Source organism: Acinetobacter legionensis (genome assembly GCF_048552295.1).
Lineage (GTDB): Bacteria > Pseudomonadota > Gammaproteobacteria > Pseudomonadales > Moraxellaceae > Acinetobacter.
In genome coordinates, this window is the sequence record NZ_JBIMCW010000004.1 from 37,295 (window position 1) to 63,905 (window position 26,611).

A 26,611-nucleotide genomic window follows, 5' to 3' on the forward strand; every position below is an offset into this window, starting at 1 on the left:
AGAATAAATAAAATGACAGATTTTTTACCATCTAAGCAAGACCTACTCAATGCAATGGCAGCTATAGCAGCCCCAGTGAATAAAGCACTTAAGAAAGGACAAGAAACTCTTGCTGATATTGCAGATTGGCTTTGGGTTGTTATTCAGGGGGATTTTGCTAAAGAACAGACTACTGCTCAAATTGTTACTGGAACGGTAATTTCAATGATCCCGTTTGTTGATCAAATATGTGATGTACGGGATATCTGCGCGAACTGTTCTAAAATTAAAGAAGATAATAGTAATCCATGGCATTGGATTGGTTTAATTTTAACTTTAATTGGATTGTTTCCAGTTTTGGGCTCTGTATTCAAAGGAATATTTAAAGTTATATTAGCGCCAGTACGCCGTTTTATGCTGAGACCTACAGCGAAGCTGGCACAGTTAACAGGTTCTAATATTTATAAAATAGCTGAACCAGCAATAGAAAGTGGTATAAAGGAGTTGAATAAATTTTTGGCACGTCCAGCCGTTAAAAAAGCATTAAAGGACGCTAAAATTACGAATGTCTATAAGGCCACATCTGCAAAAATTCGTGAAGTTAAAGGAGTATTAACAACCAAAGCATTGCTGGAAGTGTTTGATAAACTCGTCAAATATTTGAAAGAAACAGTTAATTTTATAGATAAGTATGCGAGTAAAGGGATTGGACTAAAAGCTAAAAATTTATTAAATATAGTAATTGAAGTTAGAAACGCGGCCAATAAAAAACTGGGAGAATTTTTAAAACCAGTCCAAGATTTTTTAGAAAAGTTGGCGGTTCGTATAGATAAAGAAGGTGATGCAGCATTTAAAGCAACAACCAATGTAAAAAATTTAACTCAATTAAGACGAATTTCAGATGCAGAAGAATTAGAAGCCTTTAGAAAGAACAAGCCTAATTGGGTTCATGTAATTCCAAAAAATAAAGTATTACCTTTTCCTGAAGCTATAGTTGATCCAAAAACATCAAAAACACCCTTACATCCAAGTTTAGGAGGAACTCAATTAGCAATGAAAAGTGGATATGGCCATCCTCTAAGAGATGCTTACAAGACATTTGCTAGGGTGGGAATAAAAGCTCAGACTTTTAATGAAGGTGAAGTATTGGTTCGCGTTTTAGCACCAGGAAGTTTGGACAATAGTATTTGTTGGATGCGTAAGGTGGAATTTGATAAACTTAAAAATCGTGAGGATTGGCGTGATAAATTTGCTGTATGGGCAAGTTGGAATAGTAATGGTGAATATTTGGAATACACTGTTCCAAAAGGTAAAAAATTATACGCTTGGGAAGGCCCAGCAGCATCTCAGAAACGTGGCGAATTTTATTTAAAGGGTGGTGGTATACAAGTTGTAGTAGACCCTAAAGATTTAATTCCATCGGGTCTAAGTAAGCGTAAGTTAACAGGTTGGGGCTATGGGACTGATACAACAATAGGGGAATTTTCCGTGGTAGGTGTTCCAACTTTAAAAACTCAAACGGGTGATTTTTCTTTGGCTCCTCGTTTGGAACATAAATCAAAATAAAATTATTGACGATATATTGAGAATGACATGAATTATAAAATTAATCCTAAAGCCGCTTATTTATTGGAACAATTCAGTTCTTTGAGTTTTTTTGAAATTATGATGGAAAACTATAAGAAATTCTTAAATGAATTAGAAGAGTTATTTGAAATATATATGCATAATCCTCCTTATAATCTAAGAGATTTACCTTTGCCAGAACAGGCTGATATTAATTGGGGGGGCACTGTTTTACCTAATTTAAGAGAAACAATGGATCGCATAGATTATGCTTATGCAAAAATAAAATCAGGAGAGTTTACTTATCTTAATTATGTTGGTGAAATTAGTTCTGATCAGAAAGGTATAAGCGAGTTTTCCCCTCATTGGATGGATGATTTACCCTATGATAAAGTTAAAAAATGTTGGGATTATCATTCAATAGCAACAAGTTATGCTTCAGTTATAGGACAAACATATCCAACCTATTGGGATATGGATACGCTTATTTATGATTTTAAAAAAATCGATATATTTAATAATATTATCCTTGATTTGCCAAACAGTTATCCAATTTATCGTATAAATCCAGAAATAATGGTTAAGTCTAATGAAAAGTTAGAAAAAACAGGCATCTATTTGTGTGAAGAAATAGGGGATCGGATCGAATTTATGGCAGCAAGCGAAGAAGAAGATAATGGTGTAGCAAGCGTTCTTGCTGTTGGGCACGATCCAGACACATATGAAACATTGTATGCTGAAGCGAATTGGATATTAATTGAAAGAATTGCAGATGATGGTGGTTCTGCAGAAATGATACAAACTGACAGTTTAAAAGGCTTTGCAGAACAAAGTTGCCCAAGATCAGGATATTGGTGGAGTCCAGCAAACAAATCTCAATCTCGTTATTTTGAACAAGGAGAAATTTTTCCAAAAATTGAAAATAGTGATTGGGGTGAAACGATTTGGTATTTAGAAATCACTAATGAACTACAGTGAAATATTTAAAGATTAAACTGCAAGAAATGGCGCTTTCATAAAGCGAAACTTGGTTATATTCCAGAACGCGTTATTACATAAAAATCCCATCGAACTGCGTGGGATTTTATGTTGATTGTTAAGTGAATATGCTGGTTTATTGACTTTGCGTTGAGTCTTGTACTGGAGTTGGAATGGTAGCCTTTGATTGTTGTTGAGTTAAAATCAAGTGTGCGATCATGCCAATACAAATTCCCCAGAAAACCGAACTAAATCCTAAAAAATGCATACCCGAAACAGTGGCGAGAAAAGTAATAATGGCAGCATCTCGTTGTGTTTCATCTTTCATTGCAATACCAAGATTGGTGGTAATTGCTCCGAGTAAGGCCAATCCAGCAAGCGCTGCAATCAGCTCTTTGGGAAGTATGCTAAATAGCATCACCAAACTCCCTGCAAACAATCCTCCTAAAATATAGAAAATACCATTGGCAATACCTGCGATGTAGCGTTTTTCTTTCAGTTCATGTGAATCTTTACCCGTGCAAAGTGCAGCAGTAATCGCTGCTAACACAATCGTGATTCCACCAGTAAAAGCCACAGCAATTGAAGTGATACTGGCTATGCTTAAAATCGGTTTAGCAGGTGTGTCGTAATGATTAATTTTGAGAATTGCCATACCTGGCAAGAACTGACCCGTTAAACTGACAATTGTAAGTGGAATTGCAAGGTTTAGTGTAGAAGACCATGTCCATTCTGGACTGATCAGAACAGGAACTGCCAATGAAAAATCCATTGGTACTGGATTGATTTTTCCAAAGATAAAACTGAGCGCAATACCTGAAAATAATACCCAAATTATGGCATAGCGAGGTGAAAAGCGTTTTGCCAGTAAAAAACAGATCAGCATACCAAAAACCACATAGGGCATTGTGTCAGTAGCTTTAAACAGACCTAAACCAAACTGGAACAGAATTCCAGCCATCATTCCTGCTGCCAGCCCTTGTGGTATCCATTTTAAAAGTTTGTCAAAAGAACCAGTAATCCCAATGATAAAAATAATGATTGCAGAAGTAATATAGGCTGCAACAACTTCATGGAGAGAAATATGCGGAAATAGAGCCACCAAGAGCGCCGTTCCCGGTGCTGACCATGCAGTAATAATCGGCGTTTTAAACTTAATGGATAAAATTATTCCAGTGATTGCCGCACCAATAGAGCTCCCCCAGATCCATGATGCCATCATGGTTGAGGAAACATTGGCTTGTTGAGCGGCCTGAAAAAAAATGATCATTGGCCCTGCATAAGAAATCAGTACAGCTAAAAATCCTGCAACTGTCGCTGATAAAGACCAATCTTGTTTTAACGTTTTGAACAGGGATGCCATTGGGCAAAGCCTCCATGCATTGAATTTCAATGATCCTGCTATATAAAAAAGACCAGCTTTAACCCTGATCGCCACCACCTACAGGAACGATTGAACCTGTCATATAAGAGGATTCATCAGACGCAAGAAATAATATTGCATTGACCTGTTCCTGAATCGAACCATAACGGCCCATAAAAGTGCGATCAATGGTTTGATCTACCACATCTTGCATCCATTGTTTTTCATTTTCGGTCAATGCCGTAGTATTGCGTAGGACTTTACGTGGAGGTGCTTCTGTACCACCAGTCGCAACAGCATTAACCCGGATACCATCTTTGGCATGTTCAAATGCAAGTGCTGTGGTTAGACCATTTACACCACCTTTTGAGGCTGAATAGGGCACTCGATGAATACCGCATGTTGCAATAGAGGATACATTAACAATGGTACCTTTTTGATTTTTGATCATTTCGGGCAGGACTGCTCGACAACACCATAGAGTTGGAAATAACGAGCGATGCACTTCTTTGATAATTTCCTCTTCAGAAAACTCTTGAAACGGTTTCATCCAAATTGCACCACCGACATTGTTAATCAGAATGTCAACACGGTTATAGCTTTCAATAGCATTAGCAACGACAGCTTGAGCACCCGCTAAAGTTTCCAAATCTGCATGGACGGTGATTGCATCACCGCCATTTTTGTTAATTTCAACAAGCACGTCTTCGACATATTCTGAACGATCGGCCATAACCACATGCGCACCTTCCGCTGCCACTTGTAAGGCGACACCACGTCCAATACCTTGTGCTGCACCAGTAACAATGACAACTTTATTTTTGAATCTTAGGCGATCTGACATTCTTCTCAGCTCCTGAACAGTACGATTTTAGTTTGCAGAGAATTTCTCAAATAAGAAGTTTGCAGGTTTAATCCCTTCAGTATCCAACCAGCCTCGAACAGCTTCCACCATAGGTACAGGACCACATAAATAAACATCGACGTCACCGCCATTTAACCAGTCATTGTCAATATGACCTGTCACATAACCTTTGCGTTCATGTGTTGATTCAGCATGTGCAACGACTGTACGGTATTCAAACCATGGCAGTTTATTTTGCAGTTCATTGAGCTTTTCAAGTGCCACAAGGTCAAAGTCATTGGTTACTCCAAATACTAAGCGTACAGGGTGTTGTGAGCCTTTGTCTTCAAGCACTTGTAACATCGACATAAACGGTGCAATACCTGTCCCGCCTGCCAACATAACGACAGGACGAACTACATTACGAAGGTAAAAACTTCCAAATGGACCAGTAAAGGTCATTTTGTCACCCGCTTTGGCATTGGCACTTAAAAAGTCACTCATCTTTCCATTTGGAACATTACGTACCACAAAGCCTGTTAAGCGATTTCCGGGTTTAGAACTGAAGGAATAAGAACGCGTTTCAGTAGTTTGTGGAATTGCCACATTGACATACTGACCTGCAAGAAAATGAATATCGGGCTGACCTTCATCTAATTGAATATCGAAAGTGATGGTGGAATCAGAGAGTTTTTCCACACGAGATAATGTGCCTTGAAATGCATGAATTTCGGTTTTGCATACTTCAGATGAAGCTTGAATCTGGAATACTGCGTCAGAAGAAGGTCTGCATTGGCAGGCCAAGATATAGCCTTGTTCAGCCTCTTCTGGTGTTAAAGCATCTTCAATATAACTTTCTTCAGGCATGTCAAACGAACCCGATTCACAAAAAGCACGACATGTACCGCAAGCACCATCACGGCAATCTAAAGGAATATTGATTTTCTGGCGATATGCTGCATCAGATAAAGTTTCACCTTGTGTAACTGAGATAAAACGCGTTACGCCATCTTCAAATTGAAGAGCAACATTGTGGTTTGACATGGCTGAAAATCCTATAAAAATCTTTAAAACTTTTGAGTGCTTTAGCCAACTTTCCATTTGACTAAAGCAAACACCTCATATTTTTTACATCATTCGAGATAAAAAATTAGAGGTGGTAAATATCGATGACTTGATTGATGTAGTCATTTTTTAACACCACATATTTATTGAGAATCTGTGGTTGTGTAGCAGAAAAGTCGATGACATAACGAGACATACCAAAGTAGCTATAACTGTTTTTGTAACGAAAGCTCAGCGTATTCCAGTTAAAGCGGACTGTGACTTTGTCACCATCTCTTTCGATAATTTCAATATTGCTAATATTGTGGCAAGTGCGTGTATCAGGCATGGTTGCTGAAGAACGCTCAGTTTTAATCCGGAAAACACGGTCTTCCAAACCTTGACGGTCTGGGTAATAAATCAAGGAAATTTCAGACTGAGGATCTTCGGTTAAACGATCATCATCATCCCACGCAGGCATCCAAAAACATGCCGAGGGTGAGTAGCAGGCCAGCCATTGATCCCATTGTTCATCATCTAAAAAACGAGCTTCGCGGTAGAGAAATTGCGCAATATTTTCTAAAGAAATTTGATCGATGTTTGCAGTTGCATTCATGCTGTTGCTCCTTGCTGAGATGTTTCTTGTTGAGCAAGATTTTTTTCAGATTGAATGGCATGTTTCATCATTTCTAACCAGTATTGATGTTGGGCGAGATATAAGCCTTCATCTTCTGTTTTAATACCACTCAGTTTAGGTTTTAAACCAATTTCATTGGCCGCATCATCTGGGCCTTGAATCCAGTGTTTTGACCCACGACACATGTCATTCCATTCAAGCTCAATACCAGCATAACCCGCTTGACAAGCACGGAATTCTTCAAGGTCATCAGGAGTTGCCATGCCCGAAGCATTAAAGAAATCTTCGTATTGGCGAATACGGCGTGCACGTGCTTCAGGGCTTTCACCGACGGGTGCAATACAGTAAATCGTCACTTCAGTTTTATTGACTGAAATTGGACGTAATACACGAATTTGTGAACCAAATTGATCCATGAAATAGACATTTGGGTAAAGGCATAAGTTACGTGAACGTTCGATCATCCATTTCGACATTGGCGCACCGAATTTTTCAGTATACTCATCTGCTTTTGGATAATTAGGACGATCTTCAGGATTTGCCCATTGAGTCCATAACAGCATATGTCCATGTTCGAAACCGTATGAGCCACCCCCTTGTTTGCCCCAAGCACCTGCACTCATTGCACGTACATTGTCATTTTCTTGCTGTTTTTCTTTACGTTGCTGAGTGGTCGCAGCGTAGTTCCAATGTACAGCTGAAACATGATAACCATCTGCACCATTTTCAGCAGTCAGTTTCCAGTTGCCTTCATAGGTATAGGTTGAAGCACCACGTAAAACCTCTAAGCCTTGCTCAGATTGATCTACAATCATGTCAATGATTTTGGTTGTTTCACCTAAAAATTCTTCTAAACTTGGCACATCTGGATTTAAACTGCCAAATAAAAAACCTTTATAGCTTTCAAAACGTGCTACTTTTTTCAGGTCGTGTGAACCTTCTTTATTGAAGCAGTCCGAATACCCTGCATCACTTGGATCTTTAACCTTGAGTAATTTCCCAGAGTTATTAAATGTCCATCCATGGAATGGGCATGTATAAGTCGCTTTATTACCACGCTTATGCCGGCAAAGCTGTGCGCCACGGTGTGAACACGCATTGATCATGGCATTTAATTCACCATTGCGATTACGCGCAATCATAATGGGCTGACGACCCATATTCGTGGTGTAATAATCGTTGTTATTTGGAATTTGGCTTTCATGTGCCAAGTAAACCCAGTTGCCTTCAAAGATGTATTTCATTTCTAGGTCAAAAAGGGCTTGGTCTGTGAAAACAGAACGATGAAGTTTAAATTCACCCGTTTCAAAATTATCGACTAAGAGTTCGTCAATCCGATCAAGATGGCTGGTGTTTATAACAGGAATACGTGGCATATGGGTTCTCCGACTTTCCAAATGAGAGGAAGTCCCCGAAGTGCTGCAATAGTGCAAACATTTCGGTTCCGTGCGTGTGGGTTTAAGCGCTTGCGCGACGACGATCTACTTCTGTAGATGGTGCTTTAGATTGTTCTTTTACTAGTACTACATTGAATAAAATGCGTTTAAAGGGTTTGTTGAGACCACGATGGGCAATTTCAGCTTCATCACTGATATCAATAGCTGTCGCCACTAAGCCATCACGTGTTGCAAAAGCAAAATCATCCCAAAGGTATTGATCACCTTCGATGTTGAATTGTGTGGTTAATTTACGATAGCCGGGTGCAGATACGAAATAATGCACATGAGATGGACGGTTACCATGGCGACCTAATTTGTTCAGTACAAACTGAGTCGTCCCTTGCGGTGGACAACCATAGCCAACGGGCATAGTTGTTTCTGCAACATACTGACCATTGCTATCAGTCAATATGCTACGGCGGAGATTAAAATCTGACTGTGATTTATCGAAGAAAGAATAATTACCTAAACTGTTGGCATGCCAAATTTCAACTTTAGCATTTGGAATAATATTGCCATCTGTATCAGTTACCGTACCTTCAATAAATAGGGTCTCGATTTTATCGCTTTCTGATCCATCATCCATACGAGAAAAGCCGACAGATTCAGGCGCACCAGCGACATATAATGGACCTTCAATAGTACGGGGTGTACCACTTGTAATTCCAGCTTTAGCATCTGCTTCATCAGCACGTAAATCTAGATAATGTTCCAAACCTAAACCCGCTGCTAAAAGACCAAGTTCATTGGCTTGACCTGCATCGGTAAAATATTCTAGGCCTTTCCATAATTCGCTTTGTGAAATGTCTAAATCTTCAATGGCCTGGAATAAGTCAGCTAATAAACGTACCACCACTTGTTGTACGCGTGTATCAACTGAACCTATTGCAGTGTCTACATTCATTTGTTTGACCAAAGTGTCGATTTCTTGACGGTTCATACCAGATCTCCTGCAGTATGCGTGGTTTGGCATTGCATACGAAAAATTCGCTTGAAACTTTGCTGTCCACTTTCCATGTTCTTCATGCGCGAAACTTAAAGCTTAAACTGTTGAAAGTGATTCATTGGGCTAACAGAATGTGATTCTTTGGCTGGCTGTGAATATCAAAAGTTTTACAGTCTTGCTTTACATCTTGCTTTTGATATACCTTAAAAGAATGGATGATCGCTGTCTAAGATCAAATTTGCATTTTTTTATATCTTAAAGGTATGGAGTTTGAGATGGAACTCAGGCATTTGCGCTATTTTGTTGCTGTTGTAGAAGAACAAAGTTTTACTAAAGCAGCAGAGAAGCTTTATATTGCTCAGCCCCCACTGAGTAGACAGATTCAAAACCTTGAAGGTGAATTGGGTATAGCGCTTTTTGAACGAGGAAGCCGTCCTTTAAAAACCACAGAAGCTGGGCATTTTTTTTATCAACACGCTGTTAAACTTTTGTCTAATGCCGAAGAAGTAAAGTCCATGACTAAGCGAATTGGCTTAATTGAAAAAACGGTGACTATGGGTTTTGTGGGTTCTTTACTGTATGGATTATTACCCAAAATCGTTTATATGTTTCGCCAACAGCAACCACATTTAAAAATTGAGCTGATTGAAATGAGTACCAAAGACCAAATTCAGGCGCTTAAAGAGGGACGTATTGATGTTGGATTTGGACGTTTAAGAATTTCTGATCCTGCCATTAGGCGAGTTTTATTACGAGAGGAGCCGTTAATGTTGGCTGTTCATATCAGTCACCATCTCGCTACAGATTCTAAAGGCACTTATTTTGCCGATATTGCAGATGAGAACTTATTTCTTTACCCAAGTCATCCTAAGCCCAATTTTTCCACTCAAGTTCGTCATTTATTTTCTGAACATGGGCTAGATCCTAAAAATTTAAAAGAAGTTCGAGAAATTCAACTGGCTTTGGGATTGGTCGCTGCGGGTGAAGGCGTTTGTATTGTGCCTGAGAGTGCAAAAACCATTCAATTGCCGAATTTAATCTATATCCCATTGTTAGATAGCTCTGCAAAAAGTCCAATTTTTATGGCAATACGCTGTATGGATGAAAGCGAAAATATTCGGTCTTTATTTGATTGTATTTATCAGGTTTATGATTTAGAGGGTTTTCAATATGATCGTGCGAGCTTTACGACGATATATTAGGCTTCTTTCCTAAGTTCTTTTTTAAATCATAAATCAACATAAAATCCCCCTCATCCTAGCCTTCTCCCCCAAGGGAGAGGGGACTTTCAATACCAATTTTATTCACACCATATGATCATTTTTTCGATTTATGAAAAATCCATTCAGTCCAATCATTGAATGAAAAGTCATTTATAGATGTTATTTTACGTGAAAAGTAACATATTGAAAAATCAGAAAAAGTCGATTGATTTGTTCTAATACTCTAAAAATATCGAGATAATCATTAAAATAAAAAATAAATCATTGAAAATATAAAGCCCGATTTCTTTATTAATTCTTTTTAATCACTTGTTTATTCAATAAAAAATATTAAACCGACTTTTAAGGTATGGATATATATGCAATCGGTTTTGGACAAAAAATAACAGCTGCCTCATTGTTTGAAAAAATTTCATAGCGTTTCACCGCAGGAGGCAAAAGTGCAAACGAACAAACTAAATATTAATCGCATCGTGGATGAAGCAAAATTCAGCCCTTTTCATTGGGGTGTTCTATTATGGTGTTTATTAATTATTATTTTTGATGGTTATGATTTGGTTATTTATGGCGTAGCTTTACCTTTATTGATGCAGGAGTGGAGCTTAACTGCTGTACAAGCAGGCTTGCTGGCCAGCACAGCACTTTTTGGCATGATGTTTGGTGCAATGAGTTTTGGGACTTTATCTGATAAATTGGGCCGTAAAAAAACCATCATGATTTGTGTGGCTATTTTTAGTGGATTTACTTTTCTTGGTGCATTTGCATCAACCCCCGTTGAATTTGGGATTCTCAGATTTTTAGCAGGACTTGGTATTGGTGGTGTGATGCCGAACGTGGTGGCTTTAATGACTGAGTATGCGCCTAAACGTATACGTAGCACACTGGTCGCTGTTATGTTTAGTGGCTATGCCATTGGTGGTATGACCTCTGCCTTGCTGGGTGCTTGGCTGGTGGTCGATTATGGTTGGAAAATCATGTTTTATATCGCGATTATCCCATTCTTGGCTTTACCACTTATTTGGAAGTTTTTACCTGAATCATTGATGTTTCTAACTCACCAAGGCAAGACCGATCAAGTACGAGAAGTGGTACAGAAAATTGCACCACAGCAACAGATTCATGCATCGACTCAATTTGAATTAAATGAAGTCACTGCTGGTGATGAAGCACCGTTACGTGCATTGTTTCAGCAAGGTCGTCGATCAAGCACAGTAATGTTCTGGATTGCTTTCTTTATGTGTTTATTGATGGTTTATGCACTCGGAAGTTGGTTGCCTAAATTAATGATCCAAGCAGGCTATTCACTAGGTGCAAGTATGATCTTCTTATTTGCATTAAATATTGGTGGCATGGTTGGTGCAATTGGTGGTGGTGCTTTGGCGGATAAATTTCATATTAAACCCGTATTGACCATCATGTTTACAGTTGGTGCGATTGCGCTCATTTTCCTTGGTTTTAAAAGCCCACAATTCATTCTCTATACCTTGATTGCAATTGCTGGTGCAGCAACCATTGGTTCACAAATTTTACTCTATACCTTTGTTGCACAATTTTATCCTGCAACAGTACGTTCTACAGGTATGGGGTGGGCATCAGGCATTGGACGAATTGGTGCCATTGTTGGACCAGTCTTAACAGGTGCATTGCTGACCTTAGAGTTACCTCACCAAATGAATTTTCTTGTTATCGCTGTTCCTGGATTTATTGCAGCACTGGCAATATTCTTTGTGAATTTAAATGCTTCAGTGGAAAAAACTCAAACGGCCGAAGCACCAACAACTCAACAAAATATTGTTGGAAATACAATTAACTAAGTTAGTAAACCAAACTCACGCACAAACTGACTTGGTATTTCAGCCTGAATCATGAGGATTAAGGCTGGTTCAAAATAATCAATCGTAGAGAATAGGATGCTTTCTACAATGAAAAAATTTAACTACAACATTATTTTGGTGTCAATGGGATTACTTAGCCTAAATATGGCACATGCAGATTCGATGACAGAAGTTGAACAGTTACGTAATGAAGTTAAACAATTACGTGAAATGATTGAACAACAGCAACAGGTGCAAAATAAGCAAATTGTGGCATTGGAAAATAATGTTAAAGCAGCACAGGTTGTATCGCAGGCAAAGGATCAAAGCTTTGCACGAACAAAAGCAGGTGCAGAAGTAACACTATATGGGAATATACGTGCGGATCTATTGTATCAGTCGGAAGGTGGAAGTGCCGATCGACTGTATAATCAGATCAATACCGTACCGCTTAAAGGCCATAATGAAAGTAGTGATCAATTAAAATCGACACTTGCCGCGACTCGTTTAGGTTTAGATTTTAAAACTGCTGACAAAGATATTTCTGGAAAAATAGAAGTTGATTTCTTGGGCGCGAATGATGGACTTAGAATTCGCCATGCCTATTTTAATTATGGTCAGTGGTTGATTGGTCAAACATGGTCTAACTTTGCAGTGCCTGATTATATGCCAGAAACAATTGATGCTTTGGGTTATGTGGGGGGCGCTGTTAAACGTGATGCACAAATTCGTTATACCCATAAATTTAATGCAGAAACACAGCTGGTAACGGCTTTGGAAGATTCCAAAGATGCCTTATCGAATATGCGGATCCCGGTTTTATCAACTCGATTAAATCAATCATTTGCTGATCGAGCGGGTGCATTGAGTTTGCGAGGCATGGTTAGTGAAAAGAGAACAGTTGCTGATAATGAACTCGCTTGGGGTGTTGGACTTGGAGCAAAATACGATATTTCTGCAAAAACCACACTTAAAGCAGATTATTATCATGTTAAAGGTGACTCCAGTTTAGTGTCATGGACGAACCAAGGCTTTACCATAGATGCCAATAAAAACATCATGGCGCTGAATCAATTTGACTCAATCACTGTTGGAGTGACGCAACAGTTTAACTCACAATGGCGAGGAACATTGGGATATGGCTATATGAAAGCGGATGAAAATCAGGAGTATATTCGATATTTAAGTGATCCAACCAAAGCCAATAAAACACTTTGGCAAGCTTGGGCCAATGTATTTTATAGCCCGAAAAAGCCATTAAGTTTTGGTCTGGAGTATGTTTATGGTGAGCGTAAAGCCTTTGTTGCAGCGCCTAATGGACAGGATACAGGTGAGGACAATCGTTTTAATGCGGTTGCGATGTATAATTTTTGATAAACATTTCTATTAGTCTTCTTACGAAAATAGGCTTTTAGAGGATATTAAAATGAGGTTAAGTCTTTAAAAAATATCAAACTTATATCATTCTATAAATGTTAATTCATATGGTGATAAAGTTTGTACGGCCATACCTTGCATTTAAAGTTTAAATATATTTGCGTAGGCGATGCCTCCCTTTTCAGGGATGAAAAGGGACAAAAATTCTATGTTGGGTGAGAGGTACGTCCTGTACCCCCACCCAACAGCGACATCCATGTCGCCTCACGATAGAATGACCATGTATGATTCAATAATGTAAAAAGTTGTTTAATTTATATGATGATCAATTTATGGATTGGTATTAAATAACGACTTTAAAAGCATTTTTTAAAAATAACATGAGTAATTTGATGAAAAACCTCTTTTAATTTGATTTAAATGAGGTTTTTATATTGTTCGTTATTCGTTTAAATTAAGCGGATTCTTTTAAAAATAAACGGATTGCCTGACTAAATTTCACAGGTTCTGTAATAAGCGGCGTATGCCCTGAACGTTTAAAAATAATATTTTTTGCATTGGCTAAACTGTCGGAAATTTGCATTTGACCTTCAGCAGGATAGAGTGATGACTTTTCCCCAATAAAGAATGTAGTTGGACATTCCAATTGTGAAATTGCCTGACGATAATCTTCATCATGGTTTAGATAATTATCGATATACCATGTTAAATAATCCATTCGACGGATAGGCAATAAATGTTTTTGTAATTGTGGATGTTTAAGCGCCAAATTAAACATAAATGGGCTTAATTTATTACTGCCTTGAATTTTAATAAAATTTAACCAAATTTGAATCAGTTCAGTTCGTGGTTCAATCGGTAATTCATCGACAAAGCGATAGTTTGAATATTGATGTAAAAAATCAGAGAAGTCTTTTAGCAATCTTTTAATTTTAAAATACTTTTTCCCAAATAAACCAAATTCCCATGTTTCATCCGTTGGAATTTTAGGGGTTTGGTCAATGTGTAGATAAGCTTTGAGTTTTTCAGCCAAATTGCCATATTGCATCCCATGCATGGCAGTGGTTGCTCCCATGGAATAACCCATAAGAATAAAATTATTTAAATTCAGTTGATCAATTAAGCTGTCAAGGTCACGCCAATGGTTGCTAATCGCATCGATTTCTTGAGGGATCTTACAGGTTCTAGAGCCACCAAATCCGCGCCAGTCTGGGATATAAAATTTATAATGTTTAATATTAGGCAGTAAAAAGGGAAGCCATTGCCAACTATGCATACCTAAACCAGACAGAACCAGTACAGGTTCACCCTGACCAATTTCACGAACAAATAATTTTTCGCCATCTGGCATTGTATAGTGTGGCATGCAGTTTCCTATGAATTCTCTTTATTCTCAAACGCTTTAAGCTGTGGAATGACTTGGTCGAGCCAATTGATCCAGCCCATTTCTAAGTCTATACCCAATTGTAAAATCATTTTGTGAATATATAAAGTTCGATCCAGTTGCTCGATTTGTTCAAAATCTTTGGAAAAAATCTGGCGGTATAGTTTTAAATTTTCACGATGTAATTCTAAATGACGCTCAAGTTCAGGTAAAACAGTATTTCCACCAAATTGTGCTTCTGCCCGTAAGCGAACCATAATTTCTTCGCGAAGCTGGGCAGGTTGGCCTTGTTTGACCATCCAGTCTGCCAGTTCGACGCGTCCAAGTTGCTCAACTTGATAGGTTTTTTTACGGCCATGGTCAGACTGATCTTCAAGCGTGGAAATCCAGCCTTTCTTTTGCATGCCGTTAAGTTCACGGTAGATTTGTTGATGCGTTGCATTCCAGAAGAATCCCATAGATCGGTCAAAGCGTCGCGCCAATTCAAAACCTGTACTTGGCTTCTCTATCAGACTGGTCAATAAAACATGGGCTAATGACATTGTGTAATATCACATCAACAAAATGAATATAAAGTCATTATGCAACATGTTGCATAAAAATCAAATCTCGATTATAAATACTCAAACTATGCAACTTGTTGCATTAAACAGATATGAAGTGTCATTTAACAGATTGATAGCTAGCGAGAGCACGCCAAGGGAGTTCACATGTCTAATTATCCGCATTTACTTGCGCCTTTAGATTTAGGCTTTACCACATTAAAAAACCGTGTATTGATGGGTTCAATGCATGTTGGACTAGAAGAAGTCCAAGGTGGATATGAACGTATGGCTGCATTTTATGCAGAACGTGCAGCAGGTGGTGTTGGCTTAATTGTGACGGGTGGTATCTCGCCCAATGATCATGGGGTAACATTCTTTGGTGGTTCAAAACTGGATCATTTAGAAGAAGCAGAAAAACATAAGGTCATTACCAAAGCTGTGCATGATGCTGGCGGTAAAATAGCACTGCAAATTTTACATACAGGTCGTTACTCATATCAGCCTGAAAATGTTGCACCATCTGCGATACAAGCGCCAATCAATCCAACTAAACCGCATGCTTTAACTTCAGCAGAAGTTCATCAAACCATTGCAGACTTTGCCAATTGTGCAAAATTGTCACAAATCGCAGGTTATGATGGTGTGGAAATCATGGGATCAGAAGGTTATCTGATCAATGAGTTTATTGCTGCACGTACCAATCATCGTGATGATGAATGGGGCGGAAGTTATGAAAATCGTATCCGTTTCCCGATTGAAATTGTCAGAAGAACACGTCAGGAAGTCGGCGAAAACTTCATCATTATCTATCGTTTATCTATGCTGGATTTGGTTGAAGGCGGCTCTACACTTGAGGAAGTGATTCAACTTGCGAAAGAAATTGAAAAAGCCGGTGCAACCATTATCAATACTGGAATTGGCTGGCATGAAGCACGTATTCCAACCATTGCCACCAAAGTACCGCGTGCCGCATTTACTTGGGTGACTAAAAAATTAAAAGGTTCCGTCAAAGTTCCTTTAATTACCTCGAACCGTATCAATACGCCTGAAATGGCTGAGCATGTCTTGGCTCAAGGCGATGCTGATATTATTTCGATGGCGCGCCCAATGCTTGCAGATTCGCATTTTGTATTGAAAGCTGAACAAGGTCGTGCTGATGAGATCAATACCTGTATCGGTTGTAACCAAGCTTGCTTAGATCATATTTTTTCAATGAAAATTGCAACGTGTTTGGTCAATCCACGTGCATGTTATGAAACTGAACTTATTTTTAAAGAATCGCCAGTAGCTAAAAATATTGCTGTGATTGGGGCAGGTCCAGCAGGACTTAGTTTTGCAACATATGCAGCTGATCGTGGACACAAAGTCACAATCTTTGAAGCATCTAATCAGATTGGTGGTCAGTTTAATATTGCAAAAACCATTCCTGGCAAAGAAGAGTTCTATGAAACTTTACGTTATTTTAAACGTAAAATTGAATTACAACCGAATATCAAACTGGTACTTAACCACACTGCAAGCTATGAAGAATTAGCGACAGGTGACTTTGATGATGTTGTGGTTGCTACAGGTGTAACGCCTCGTCATTTAAATATTGAAGGTATTGATCATCCAAAAGTTTTGTCATATATCGAGGTTTTACGTGAGCGTAAACCTGTCGGTAAAAAAGTAGCAATTATTGGTGCAGGCGGTATTGGTTTTGATACTGCTGAATATCTTTCTCATGAAGGTGAAAGTGGCAGCTTAAATCCACAAAAATTCTATGATGAATGGGGAATTGATACATCATATGAACATGTGGGTGGCTTGAAACAACCTGAGATCGAACAATCTCCTCGTGAAATATATTTACTGCAACGTAAAGCCAAATCTGTTGGTGCTGGTTTAGGCAAAACAACAGGTTGGATTCATCGTACAGGTTTAAAACATCGTCATGTCAATATGATTCCTGGCGCAAGTTACGACAAGATTGATGATCAGGGCTTACATATTACGGTTGGCGACAAAACCATGATTTTAGATGTCGACAATGTGGTGATTTGTGCAGGCCAAGAACCTTATACAGCGATGTTTGATCAACTCCAAGCTGATGGAAAATCTGTACATTTGATTGGTGGTGCAAAAGAAGCGGGCGAGTTAGATGCGAAGCGTGCAATTCGCCAAGGTGCTGAATTGGCAGCTGTGATTTAAAAGAATAAACCCTGTTTGAACTCCTTCTCTTTAAATCATGTGTAGTGTGAAGCATGCTGCGAGAGAAGGGACTTCATGACTGGATTTTTAAGAAAATGACTGGAAACGAATTCAAATTATTTCAAATCAAAGGGATATAAAAAATGAGTTATACAAATACCAAGCCTGCAATCAAAAAATGGCACAACATGCTGGAAAGTCGAGACATGAGTCTTTTAAATGAATTACTGGCAGACGATGTGGTTTTTCGTTCACCTGTGGCTTATAACCCCTATGAAGGTAAGCAAGTGGTCTTTTTCATTTTAAGTAATGTGATTCAAATTTTTGAAAACTTTACATATCATCGAGAATTTTTTACAGAAGATGAGCAAAGTGTAGTTTTAGAATTTTCTGCCAATGTGGGTGAAAAAAAATTAAAAGGGATTGATATGATTCGTTTTAATGAACAAGGTCAAATTGTTGATTTTGAAGTGATGATTCGACCAAAAAGTGGTTTGGAAGCATTGGCAGCTCAAATGGGGCAACGTATGGCCAGCTTTATACCTAAAGCCTAATTACGTATATACTGCAATAAATAAAATTAAGCGTGAAAAATTTCTTAATTTTTAAAATGATGATGAGTGATAAAAGAGTTGAGGTGGAAAATGTCTGTATTACATAAGTTTACTGAGATTAGCCAAGATTTATTGGATCAAGTGACAGGTGCTGAATTACCAAAGCTTTATTTTAATCAGCAAGGAAAAATGTCTGAGATCATTAAGAAACTCCCTCAACTACAAAATAAATATCGTCCTACACCATGGCTCAGCAATACCCATGCTCACCTGTTATATTTTGATTTAATTAAGAAAAAATCCGTTAAGCTGGACTATGATCGAATTGATCAGCTGACCATGCAAGATGGCGGTATCACGGCTATTGCTTGGTATGGCTACGATTTACCACAAGAAACCCCAACTATCGTGATTATGCATACGATTACAGGCACACCTGACAGTATGCGTGAATTGGTCAAAGATCTCCATGAGTATACGGGATGGCGTATTGCATTATGTCTACGCCGTGGGCATGCGGGCTTACCCATGCCTGTTCCTCGCATGTCAATTTTTGGTTCAACTTCTGATTTAAAAGAACAATTGGCTTCGATTCAAAACACATTTCCACAATCTGATCTTTATGCAGTAGGTTCTTCCGCTGGTACAGGCCTACTTGTGCGTTATCTTGGTGAACAAGGCCTAGATACACCTTTTAAAGCTGCTTTTGCCATGTGCCCTGGTTATGATACCGAGCTTGGGTTTCAAAATGTCCATCCTTTCTATACCAAAGTCATGACCAAAAAATTGTTTAAGGCATTTATTAAGCCTTATGAGCAAACATGGACACCATTACATTCAGTACAAAATGTTCTACAAACGAAAACCCTACAAGAGTTTCAGACTGAATATTTTGAAATGGCTGGTTTTTCAGATTATGAAAGCTACTCAAAAGCCACCAATCCAATTTATGTATTTGAAAATGTTAAAATTCCATTAATGATTCTAAACTCAGAAGATGATCCTGTATGTTCAATCAAGAATTTAGAACCGTTTAAAGAAACCATTCAAAATATGGATAATGTTGTGGTAGTGACAACTAAAAAGGGCAGTCATTGTGGTTTTTATGAAGGACTCAATACAAAATCTTGGGCTTCTCGTTTAATGGCTGATTTTTTAAAACAGTATTCATGATATGCAATACCAATAAATATCTATTCAAGTTAAAAAACTGACAGATCAAACTATTATTATTATTATTTGATCCGTCAGTTTTAATTGCTCAACTATGGTGTTTGATCGATGCTAAGTTCTAAGCTAAGGTAAATATTAGACTTCTTTTATAAGTCGATGTTAAAACATAGATCAACATAAAATCACACCCATCCTAGCCTTCTTCCAGTGAGAAAAAGCACTTTTCAATATCAATAGATTCACGTTATATGATCATTTTTTGAAGTAAGAAAGATCTTTATTTAAAATAAAGGCCTATTTAAGTGCTAAATAATTCCAAACAAAATTTATCTTTTGTGAGTAAATAATATTGCTACGAACGATATAAATATCTTGAAAGAAACTATAACCATCAAGTATTTTTAATTTATTTTCATTTATTTCTTCTTCAATCAGTAAGCGAGGTAACCAAGCTACGCCTAAGCCTTGTAAAGCCAAGGCTTTTAAGTCACTGGCATTATCTGTTTCATATAATGTTCGATAATTGAGTTTACTTTCTATAATTTTATCTACACATTTTCTCAGATAGGCTTGTTTACTATAGGCCAAAAGGGGGAATGTCTGGTTAAGTTGGTATTTAGGTAATCCATTTTTGCTTGCTGTAACTGGCACAATTTGCATATTTACAATTTTATGATAGGTAAAAAGTGTGAGATCCAATTGTTGTAAAGTGAGTTGATCACAATAACAAATGAGAAAATCACAAGAACCTTCTTTTAATAAATGTATGCCTTGTTGCAGATTTGCAGCAATAATTTCCAACTTTAGATCATTATAGTCTGAGTATAGTTTTTGAATAAACTTAGGAAAAAACTGCGTGATGAGAGAATGGGATACTGCAAATTTAATTGAGAGTTCATTATCCTTAATATTTTTTTCTAAATATTTTATTGTTGTATCCATTTGGTTTTTAATATTTTTTGCTGTGGAGAGTAAGACTTGACCAGCATCTGTAAAATCAATGTTTTTACTATAACGCTTTAAAATTTGAAACCCTAATGACTCTTCAATATTTTGTATTCTACGTGTAAAAGCCGATTGAGTGACATGACGTATAGCTGCAGCTTTAGAAATGGATTTTTCTTGGTCTAATGCAAGAAGATCCTCTATCCACCGAATTTCAAGCGTCATGTTCAATCACCAATAAAGATTTAACTCAAGCAAAGTATAACAAGTGATATGCAAAAAATGCATACAGATATATTTTTTTACATTGGTCAAGTTTAGATTGTTTCACCTAAGATGAATTGATTATCTTCGTAGAGTTACATTGCAAATGAACATTGAAATTAAAACGAGAACTGAGAAAGATTTATTGGGAATGAAAGAAGTCCCATTTCATTGCTATTACGGTGTACAAACATTAAGAGCGGTTGAGAACTTTAACCTAAGTGCGCATAAATTAAGTCATTTCCCTATTTTTATTCAAGCGCTTGCTATGGTGAAGTCTGCTTGTGTAGAGGCTAATTTTAAATTAAATAAAATTGAAGAAAATAAATATAAAGCGATTCAACATTCATGTCAGCAATTGATAAATGGTTCATACCATAATCAATTCCCTATTGATATGATTCAGGGTGGAGCAGGAACTTCTACAAATATGAATGCAAATGAAGTTATTGCAAACATTGGATTAGAGTTTCTGGGTCATGCAAAAGGCGAATATCAATATCTACATCCCAATAACGATGTAAATATGTCTCAATCGACCAATGATGTATACCCAAGTGCAATAAAAATAGGTCTATTGTTTGCATTGGATCATCTCAATATTCCGTTTCAAAAACTAATTGAAAGCTTAGGTCGCAAAGCTGAAGAGTTCTCTGATATCTTGAAAATGGGACGTACTCAGTTACAAGATGCAGTACCGATGACATTAGGGCAAGAATTTAGTGCTTTTGCGCATACCTTACAAAATGATTTGCAAAAGTTAAATCATATTATGCCAGATTCACTCAGTGTGATTAACTTAGGTGGAACAGCAATCGGTACGGGAATTAATACCGAGCTTGAGTATCGCTTAAATGCGATTCAAGCTTTATCAGAAATCACTGGTAAAAACATTTCAAGCTCACCTGATTTGATTGAAGCGACTACAGATATGGGTGACTTTGTACTTTTATCAAGTTTACTCAAACGTACTGCAACCAAGTTGTCTAAAATCTCTAATGATTTACGTTTGTTATCGAGTGGGCCACGTACTGGTATCGGCGAGATACAATTGGAACCACGCCAGCCTGGTAGTTCAATCATGCCAGGAAAAGTAAATCCAGTGATTCCTGAAGCGATGAATTTGGCGTGTTATCAAATTATTGCAAATGATTTAGCAATTACTTTGGCTGCAGAAGGTGGACAACTACAATTAAATGCGTTTGAGCCATTAATTGCGCTTAAACTATTTGAATCTATTGAACTATTAGGTAAAGCAATGCAAATGCTGAATGAAAAGTGCATCCAAAATATTCGTGCCAATGCGGCACATTGTCAGCATTTAGTGGATAACTCAATTGGTATCATTACGGTGTTAAACCCATATTTAGGTTATGAAACTACTACACGAATTGCAAAGATGGCAAATGAATCTGGGGAGAGTGTTTTGGCTTTGATTAAAGCTGAGGGATTACTTTCAGATGAAATTTTGGCGGATGTACTTGCTGTTCATAACATGGTTCAGCCAAAACAACACGCAGCTTAGTTTTTTAAACTTATTGTGCAATTTAAGCAATTCATGACTTACATTAGAAATTAAGTTTCATATGACAGATAAAGCTTAATATTTAAACGGATTTATAAAAAAAGGGAAATTATAATTTCCCTTTTTTTAGTGATGAAAAATCTTAGTTTTTCAAAGCTGGTGTAGCAGCAGCGATGGCTGCGGCAACAGCATCATCTTCAGATTGGGCTGAACCAGAGCTTGCTTTTGGTGCTGGAGTTTTAGTTTGTGCTGTTTCAGTTTTTACTGACTCTGCTTTTGCAGGCTTTGCCTCAGTCGCAACAGGTTTACTTTCTGCTTGTGCACTTGGCATTGTTGCATGAGCTTCATGCGTTGGCTCGCGTCGAATTTCTGTGGTTGTATTTGCTGTTTCAGTGCGTTCAACTTCTACATGTGCCGGAATTTCGACTTGTTGTGCATTATTCTGTTCAACGCTTGGTAAGCTTTCAAACTGTGTCGGTTCAGAAGTCGCAGGCTGAGCAGTTTCAACTTTCTCTTGCTCAGCTTCTTTAGGCTCTTCTTTTTTTACACAAGCAGATACCAAAAGCGCTGTCGCAATTGCACCACAAATTAAAAATTTCTTATTCATAATGACTCAAAACAAAACGTATTAAAGAGATGTTACTTAGTATAACAGCAAAATGATATTTAAAAATCACCTTATCAAGTGCTAATTTTTTATTGGAAATGCTGATAGAATAGCCAATTGTTTATTGTTCTATGAATTGATGTGAATTGACTTTGCTTTCTTGGTACAAGGTAAAGTAAAATCGCACAACATTGTAGGCCAATTTAGGCTCCATTGTACGAGAAACTTAATGACCCATTTTATATTCGTAACTGGTGGTGTTGTATCATCACTAGGTAAAGGTATTTCAGCTGCTTCAGTTGCTGCACTTTTAGAAGCCCGTGGTTTAAAAGTAACCATGGTCAAAATGGATCCATACATTAATGTCGATCCTGGGACTATGAGCCCATTCCAGCACGGTGAAGTATTTGTCACAGAAGATGGTGCTGAAACTGACTTAGATTTGGGTTATTACGAGCGTTTCTTACGTCGTGCCAAAATGACCAAATTGAATAACTTTACTTCAGGTCGTGTTTATCAAGACGTTTTAAATAAAGAACGTCGTGGTGATTACCTCGGCGGTACAGTACAAGTTATTCCGCATATTACGGATAATATTAAAGAACGTGTTCTTCGCGCAGGCGAAGGTTATGACGTTGCCATTGTGGAAATCGGTGGGACAGTAGGTGACATTGAATCTCTCCCATTCATGGAATCTGTACGTCAGTTGATGGTTGAGCTTGGTCATAAACGTACCATGTTGATGCATTTGACTTTATTGCCATATATCAAGTCTGCTGCTGAACTTAAAACCAAACCAACTCAACATTCTGTTAAAGAATTATTGTCGATTGGTATTCAACCCGACATTCTGATTTGTCGTACTGAACATGATGTTGACGCAGATACTACCCGTAAAATCGCACTCTTTACAAACGTTGAAGCACGTGCCGTTGTGGTGTGTAAAGATGCGCGTTCAATTTATCAAATTCCTCGTACATTTTATGAACAAAATGTTGATGATTTAATCTGTGAACGTTTTGGTTATGACAGCTTGCCTGAAGCTGATCTTTCGGATTGGGATCATGTTGTTGAAGCATTATTGAACCCAGAATACACAGTTCGAGTTGCGATGGTAGGTAAATATGTTGAATTGCCTGATGCATATAAGTCTGTTAATGAAGCACTATTACATGCAGGTATTCAAAATCGTGTCAAAGTTCAAATTGAGTATATCAATGCAGAAGAACTTGAAGGCCAAAATCCTGCTGAAGTATTAAAAGGTATTGATGCAATATTAGTTCCTGGCGGTTTTGGTGAGCGCGGTACTGAAGGTAAAATGCAGGCGATTCAATATGCCCGTGAAAACAAAGTACCTTTCTTGGGTATTTGTTTAGGTATGCAATTGGCCGTAATTGAATTTGCTCGTCATGTTGCTGCTATGCCAGAAGCGACTTCTACTGAGTTTAATCGTTCAACAAAATTCCCATTGATTGGTTTAATTACGGAATGGCTAGATGAACGTGGTGAAATCCAGCATCGTAGTACTGAGTCAAACCTTGGTGGCACAATGCGTTTAGGTGCCCAAAAATCAGAATTGGTTGAAGGTACTAAAACACGTGAAGTTTACGGCAAAGCTGAAATTACTGAACGTCATCGTCACCGTTATGAAATGAATGATCGCTTCATTCCTGCAATTGAACAAGCAGGTATGAAAATTTCAGGTTATTCTACTGCGCAACATCTTGTTGAAACTGTAGAAATTCCTGAACATCCTTGGTTTATTGCTGTACAATTCCACCCAGAATTTACAAGTTCACCACGTGATGGACATCCATTATTTGCTAGTTTTATCGATGCTGCTAAAAAGCAGCACCAAAACAGCAAGTAAGTATGTAAGAACTTAAACTAGGAAGTTTAAATGTCACAATTAAAACCACAAGAAATTGTACGTTTAGGCGATATACAAATGGCAAATCACTTGCCATTTGTATTATTCGGCGGCATGAACGTACTTGAGTCGAAAGACTTAGCTTTTGAAATTGCAGAAACTTATGTCGATATCTGTACGCGTTTAGAAATACCATATGTATTTAAAGCCAGTTTTGATAAAGCCAATCGTTCAAGCTTACATTCGTTCCGTGGCCCTGGTTTGGAAAAAGGTATCGAATGGTTAGGTGACATTAAAAAGCATTTTAATGTTCCGATTATTACCGATGTCCATGAACCTCACCAAGCTGCCGCTGTCGCTGAAGTTGCAGATATTATCCAGCTTCCAGCATTTCTCAGTCGTCAGACTGATTTGGTTGAAGCAATGGCGAAAACTCAAGCCATTATTAATATCAAAAAAGCGCAATTCCTTTCTCCTCGTGAAATGAGCCATATTCTAAATAAGTGTTTAGAAGCGGGTAATAACAAACTCATTTTGTGTGAACGTGGTACGTCATTTGGCTATAACAACTTAGTCGTTGATATGCTGGGTTTCGACACCATGAAAGAAATGAATGTACCAGTATTTTTTGATGTAACGCATGCATTGCAAACACCGGGCGGTCGTGCAGATTCAGCAGGCGGACGTCGTGCTCAAATCACAACCTTAGCTCGTGCAGGTATGGCGACTGGGCTTGCAGGTTTGTTTTTAGAAAGTCATCCAAACCCTGAAAATGCAAAATGTGATGGACCTTGTGCATTACGTATGTCGCAGCTTGAGCCGTTTTTAGCGCAGTTAAAAGAATTGGATACCTTAGTTAAAGGTTTCAAAAAGTTAGATACACATTGATGCGCTTAGAAAGCATCTTATTTTTAATCAACTGAGGAATTATTCATGAGCCAAATCGTTGACATTCGTGCACGTGAAATTTTGGACTCTCGTGGTAACCCAACCATCGAAGCAGACGTAATCCTAGACTCTGGCGTTGTTGGCCGTGCATGTGCACCATCTGGTGCTTCAACTGGTTCTCGTGAAGCTTTAGAACTTCGTGACGGTGATCAATCACGTTACTTAGGTAAAGGTGTTCGCACTGCTGTTCAAAACGTAAATGGTCAAATCAAAGACTTATTAAAAGGTCAAAACGTATTTGAACAAAAAGCACTTGATGACAAAATGATTGCGCTTGATGGCACTGAAAACAAAGAAAAATTAGGTGCAAACGCAACTTTAGCTGTATCTTTAGCTGCTGCGCGTGCTGCTGCTGTTGAGAAGAAAACTGAACTATTCCAATATATTGCAGATCTTCGTGGCCAAACAACTTTGTCTATGCCTGTTCCAATGATGAACATCTTGAACGGTGGCGCACATGCAGACAACACTGTTGATATTCAAGAATTCATGATTGAACCTGTAGGTTTCACATCTTTTGCTGAATCTTTACGTGCTGGTGCTGAAATTTTCCATGCTTTGAAATCTGTATTGAAAAAGCAAGGTTTAAATACAGCAGTTGGTGATGAAGGTGGTTTTGCGCCTAACTTACGTTCAAATGAAGAAGCAATTACTGTTATTCTTTCTGCAATTGAAACAACTGGCTATAAAGCAGGTTCTGATATTATGCTTGCACTTGATTGTGCATCTTCAGAATTCTACAAAAATGGTCAATATATTCTTGCAGGTGAAGGCAACAAAGCATTCACAAGTAACCAATTTGCTGACTATCTTGCTGGTCTTGTTAAACAATATCCAATTATCTCAATCGAAGATGGTTTAGATGAGTCTGATTGGGAAGGCTGGAGCTATTTGACTTCTATCCTAGGCGATAAAATCCAATTGGTCGGTGATGATTTGTTCGTTACAAATCCTAAGATTTTACAACGTGGTATTGATGAGAAAGTAGGTAACTCTATCTTAATTAAATACAATCAAATTGGTACTTTGTCTGAAACTTTAGATGCAATCTATCTTGCTAAAGCAAATGGCTACAGCACTGTGATTTCACACCGTTCTGGTGAAACTGAAGATTCTACAATTGCAGATCTTGCTGTAGGTACAGCAGCAGGTCAAATTAAGACTGGTTCACTTTGCCGTTCTGACCGCGTTGCAAAATATAACCAATTGCTTCGTATTGAAGAATTGACTCATGCTGCTTATCGCGGTAAAGCTGAGTTTAAAGGTTTAAATTAATATCTTTTATTGATTTAATTTAAAAAAGGCCATTCCTTTATTTGATATAGGGAATGGCTTTTTATTCGCTAACAATAATCAAGAATAGTATGTGTTAATTGAGATTTAATATGATGTAATT

General features: G+C 37.9%; 22 protein-coding genes. 12 read left to right on the top strand and 10 right to left on the bottom strand.

What is annotated here, in order from left to right; genetic code table 11:
• Positions 1-12 precede the first annotated feature (12 nt).
• Together ACG916_RS04505 and ACG916_RS04510 are read left to right on the top strand one after the other, a co-directional pair.
• Entirely contained in the window at positions 13-1,545 is a 1,533-nt protein-coding gene (locus ACG916_RS04505) for a hypothetical protein (protein WP_419327303.1), read from the top strand.
• A 27-nt stretch (positions 1,546-1,572) separates the two neighbouring features.
• Positions 1,573-2,523: a hypothetical protein gene (locus ACG916_RS04510; RefSeq protein ID WP_419327302.1), complete on the top strand. Its 951-nt coding sequence runs from the start codon at positions 1,573-1,575 to the stop codon at positions 2,521-2,523.
• Between the two features lie 136 nt (positions 2,524-2,659).
• On the opposite strand, the gene benE is transcribed toward ACG916_RS04510, so the two are convergent.
• The 6 genes from benE to catA form a co-directional block, all read right to left on the bottom strand.
• Positions 2,660-3,886, bottom strand: a complete 1,227-nt coding sequence (gene benE, locus ACG916_RS04515) for a benzoate/H(+) symporter BenE (protein ID WP_336950933.1) — start codon at positions 3,884-3,886, stop codon at positions 2,660-2,662.
• Positions 3,887-3,944: 58 nt separating this feature from the next.
• Positions 3,945-4,730 carry a benzoate diol dehydrogenase BenD gene (gene benD / locus ACG916_RS04520; protein ID WP_419330665.1) on the bottom strand — a complete coding sequence of 262 codons (786 nt, stop codon included), beginning with the start codon at positions 4,728-4,730 and terminating at the stop codon, positions 3,945-3,947.
• Between the two features lie 27 nt (positions 4,731-4,757).
• Positions 4,758-5,774 (bottom strand): benzoate 1,2-dioxygenase electron transfer component BenC, encoded by a 1,017-nt coding sequence (gene benC, locus ACG916_RS04525; RefSeq protein WP_004719894.1) that lies wholly within the window; start codon positions 5,772-5,774, stop codon positions 4,758-4,760.
• A gap of 106 nt (positions 5,775-5,880) precedes the next feature.
• Positions 5,881-6,390, bottom strand: coding sequence for a benzoate 1,2-dioxygenase small subunit (benB, locus tag ACG916_RS04530; RefSeq protein ID WP_336950936.1), 510 nt, complete (start codon positions 6,388-6,390; stop codon positions 5,881-5,883).
• The gene (gene benA, locus ACG916_RS04535) at positions 6,387-7,787 is read right to left on the bottom strand and encodes a benzoate 1,2-dioxygenase large subunit (protein ID WP_336950937.1); all 1,401 of its coding nucleotides are present in this window, start codon (positions 7,785-7,787) and stop codon (positions 6,387-6,389) included. The genes benB and benA overlap by 4 nt, the downstream gene beginning before the upstream one ends.
• A gap of 82 nt (positions 7,788-7,869) precedes the next feature.
• On the bottom strand, positions 7,870-8,790 hold the full coding sequence (catA, locus tag ACG916_RS04540) for a catechol 1,2-dioxygenase (RefSeq protein ID WP_419327300.1): 921 nt from the start codon (positions 8,788-8,790) through the stop codon (positions 7,870-7,872).
• Between the two features lie 281 nt (positions 8,791-9,071).
• On the opposite strand from catA, the gene ACG916_RS04545 reads away from it, so the two are divergent.
• The 3 genes from ACG916_RS04545 to ACG916_RS04555 all read left to right on the top strand — a co-directional run bounded on the left by ACG916_RS04545 (position 9,072) and on the right by ACG916_RS04555 (position 13,207).
• Positions 9,072-9,998, top strand: coding sequence for a LysR substrate-binding domain-containing protein (locus tag ACG916_RS04545; RefSeq protein ID WP_336950939.1), 927 nt, complete (start codon positions 9,072-9,074; stop codon positions 9,996-9,998).
• 461 nt (positions 9,999-10,459) lie between these two features.
• Entirely contained in the window at positions 10,460-11,833 is a 1,374-nt protein-coding gene (locus ACG916_RS04550) for an MFS transporter (RefSeq protein WP_419327299.1), read from the top strand.
• 108 nt (positions 11,834-11,941) lie between these two features.
• The gene (locus tag ACG916_RS04555; protein WP_419327298.1) at positions 11,942-13,207 is read left to right on the top strand and encodes a DcaP family trimeric outer membrane transporter; all 1,266 of its coding nucleotides are present in this window, start codon (positions 11,942-11,944) and stop codon (positions 13,205-13,207) included.
• Between the two features lie 457 nt (positions 13,208-13,664).
• Here ACG916_RS04555 and ACG916_RS04560 read toward each other — a convergent pair whose 3' ends face one another.
• Both ACG916_RS04560 and ACG916_RS04565 read right to left on the bottom strand, forming a co-directional pair.
• On the bottom strand, positions 13,665-14,576 hold the full coding sequence (locus ACG916_RS04560; protein ID WP_419303713.1) for an alpha/beta fold hydrolase: 912 nt from the start codon (positions 14,574-14,576) through the stop codon (positions 13,665-13,667).
• A gap of 8 nt (positions 14,577-14,584) precedes the next feature.
• Positions 14,585-15,136, bottom strand: coding sequence for a PadR family transcriptional regulator (locus tag ACG916_RS04565; protein WP_004719902.1), 552 nt, complete (start codon positions 15,134-15,136; stop codon positions 14,585-14,587).
• A gap of 168 nt (positions 15,137-15,304) precedes the next feature.
• Here ACG916_RS04565 and ACG916_RS04570 point away from each other — a divergent pair, with 168 nt between their 5' ends.
• The 3 genes from ACG916_RS04570 (at position 15,305) to ACG916_RS04580 (ending at position 19,056) form a co-directional block, all read left to right on the top strand.
• The gene (locus ACG916_RS04570; RefSeq protein ID WP_209826061.1) at positions 15,305-17,329 is read left to right on the top strand and encodes an NADPH-dependent 2,4-dienoyl-CoA reductase; all 2,025 of its coding nucleotides are present in this window, start codon (positions 15,305-15,307) and stop codon (positions 17,327-17,329) included.
• Positions 17,330-17,472: 143 nt separating this feature from the next.
• Entirely contained in the window at positions 17,473-17,883 is a 411-nt protein-coding gene (locus ACG916_RS04575; protein ID WP_336950945.1) for a nuclear transport factor 2 family protein, read from the top strand.
• A 90-nt stretch (positions 17,884-17,973) separates the two neighbouring features.
• Positions 17,974-19,056 carry a YheT family hydrolase gene (locus ACG916_RS04580; protein WP_419327297.1) on the top strand — a complete coding sequence of 361 codons (1,083 nt, stop codon included), beginning with the start codon at positions 17,974-17,976 and terminating at the stop codon, positions 19,054-19,056.
• Positions 19,057-19,350: 294 nt separating this feature from the next.
• Here the strand turns inward: ACG916_RS04580 and ACG916_RS04585 are convergent, their stop codons facing one another.
• Positions 19,351-20,226, bottom strand: coding sequence for a LysR substrate-binding domain-containing protein (locus ACG916_RS04585; protein WP_419327296.1), 876 nt, complete (start codon positions 20,224-20,226; stop codon positions 19,351-19,353).
• A gap of 145 nt (positions 20,227-20,371) precedes the next feature.
• On the opposite strand from ACG916_RS04585, the gene ACG916_RS04590 reads away from it, so the two are divergent.
• Positions 20,372-21,790, top strand: coding sequence for an aspartate ammonia-lyase (locus tag ACG916_RS04590; protein ID WP_336950948.1), 1,419 nt, complete (start codon positions 20,372-20,374; stop codon positions 21,788-21,790).
• 142 nt (positions 21,791-21,932) lie between these two features.
• Here the strand turns inward: ACG916_RS04590 and ACG916_RS04595 are convergent, their stop codons facing one another.
• Entirely contained in the window at positions 21,933-22,397 is a 465-nt protein-coding gene (locus ACG916_RS04595) for an internalin (RefSeq protein ID WP_419327295.1), read from the bottom strand.
• A 229-nt stretch (positions 22,398-22,626) separates the two neighbouring features.
• Between ACG916_RS04595 and pyrG the strand changes: the two genes are divergently transcribed.
• The 3 genes from pyrG to eno are packed head-to-tail and all read left to right on the top strand — an operon-like array spanning position 22,627 to position 26,490.
• Positions 22,627-24,267 carry a CTP synthase gene (pyrG, locus tag ACG916_RS04600; protein ID WP_336950949.1) on the top strand — a complete coding sequence of 547 codons (1,641 nt, stop codon included), beginning with the start codon at positions 22,627-22,629 and terminating at the stop codon, positions 24,265-24,267.
• Positions 24,268-24,297: 30 nt separating this feature from the next.
• The gene (kdsA, locus tag ACG916_RS04605; protein WP_419327294.1) at positions 24,298-25,155 is read left to right on the top strand and encodes a 3-deoxy-8-phosphooctulonate synthase; all 858 of its coding nucleotides are present in this window, start codon (positions 24,298-24,300) and stop codon (positions 25,153-25,155) included.
• Positions 25,156-25,200: 45 nt separating this feature from the next.
• Complete coding sequence (gene eno / locus ACG916_RS04610; protein WP_004719930.1) at positions 25,201-26,490, top strand: phosphopyruvate hydratase; 1,290 nt, start codon at positions 25,201-25,203, stop codon at positions 26,488-26,490.
• Positions 26,491-26,611 lie beyond the last annotated feature (121 nt).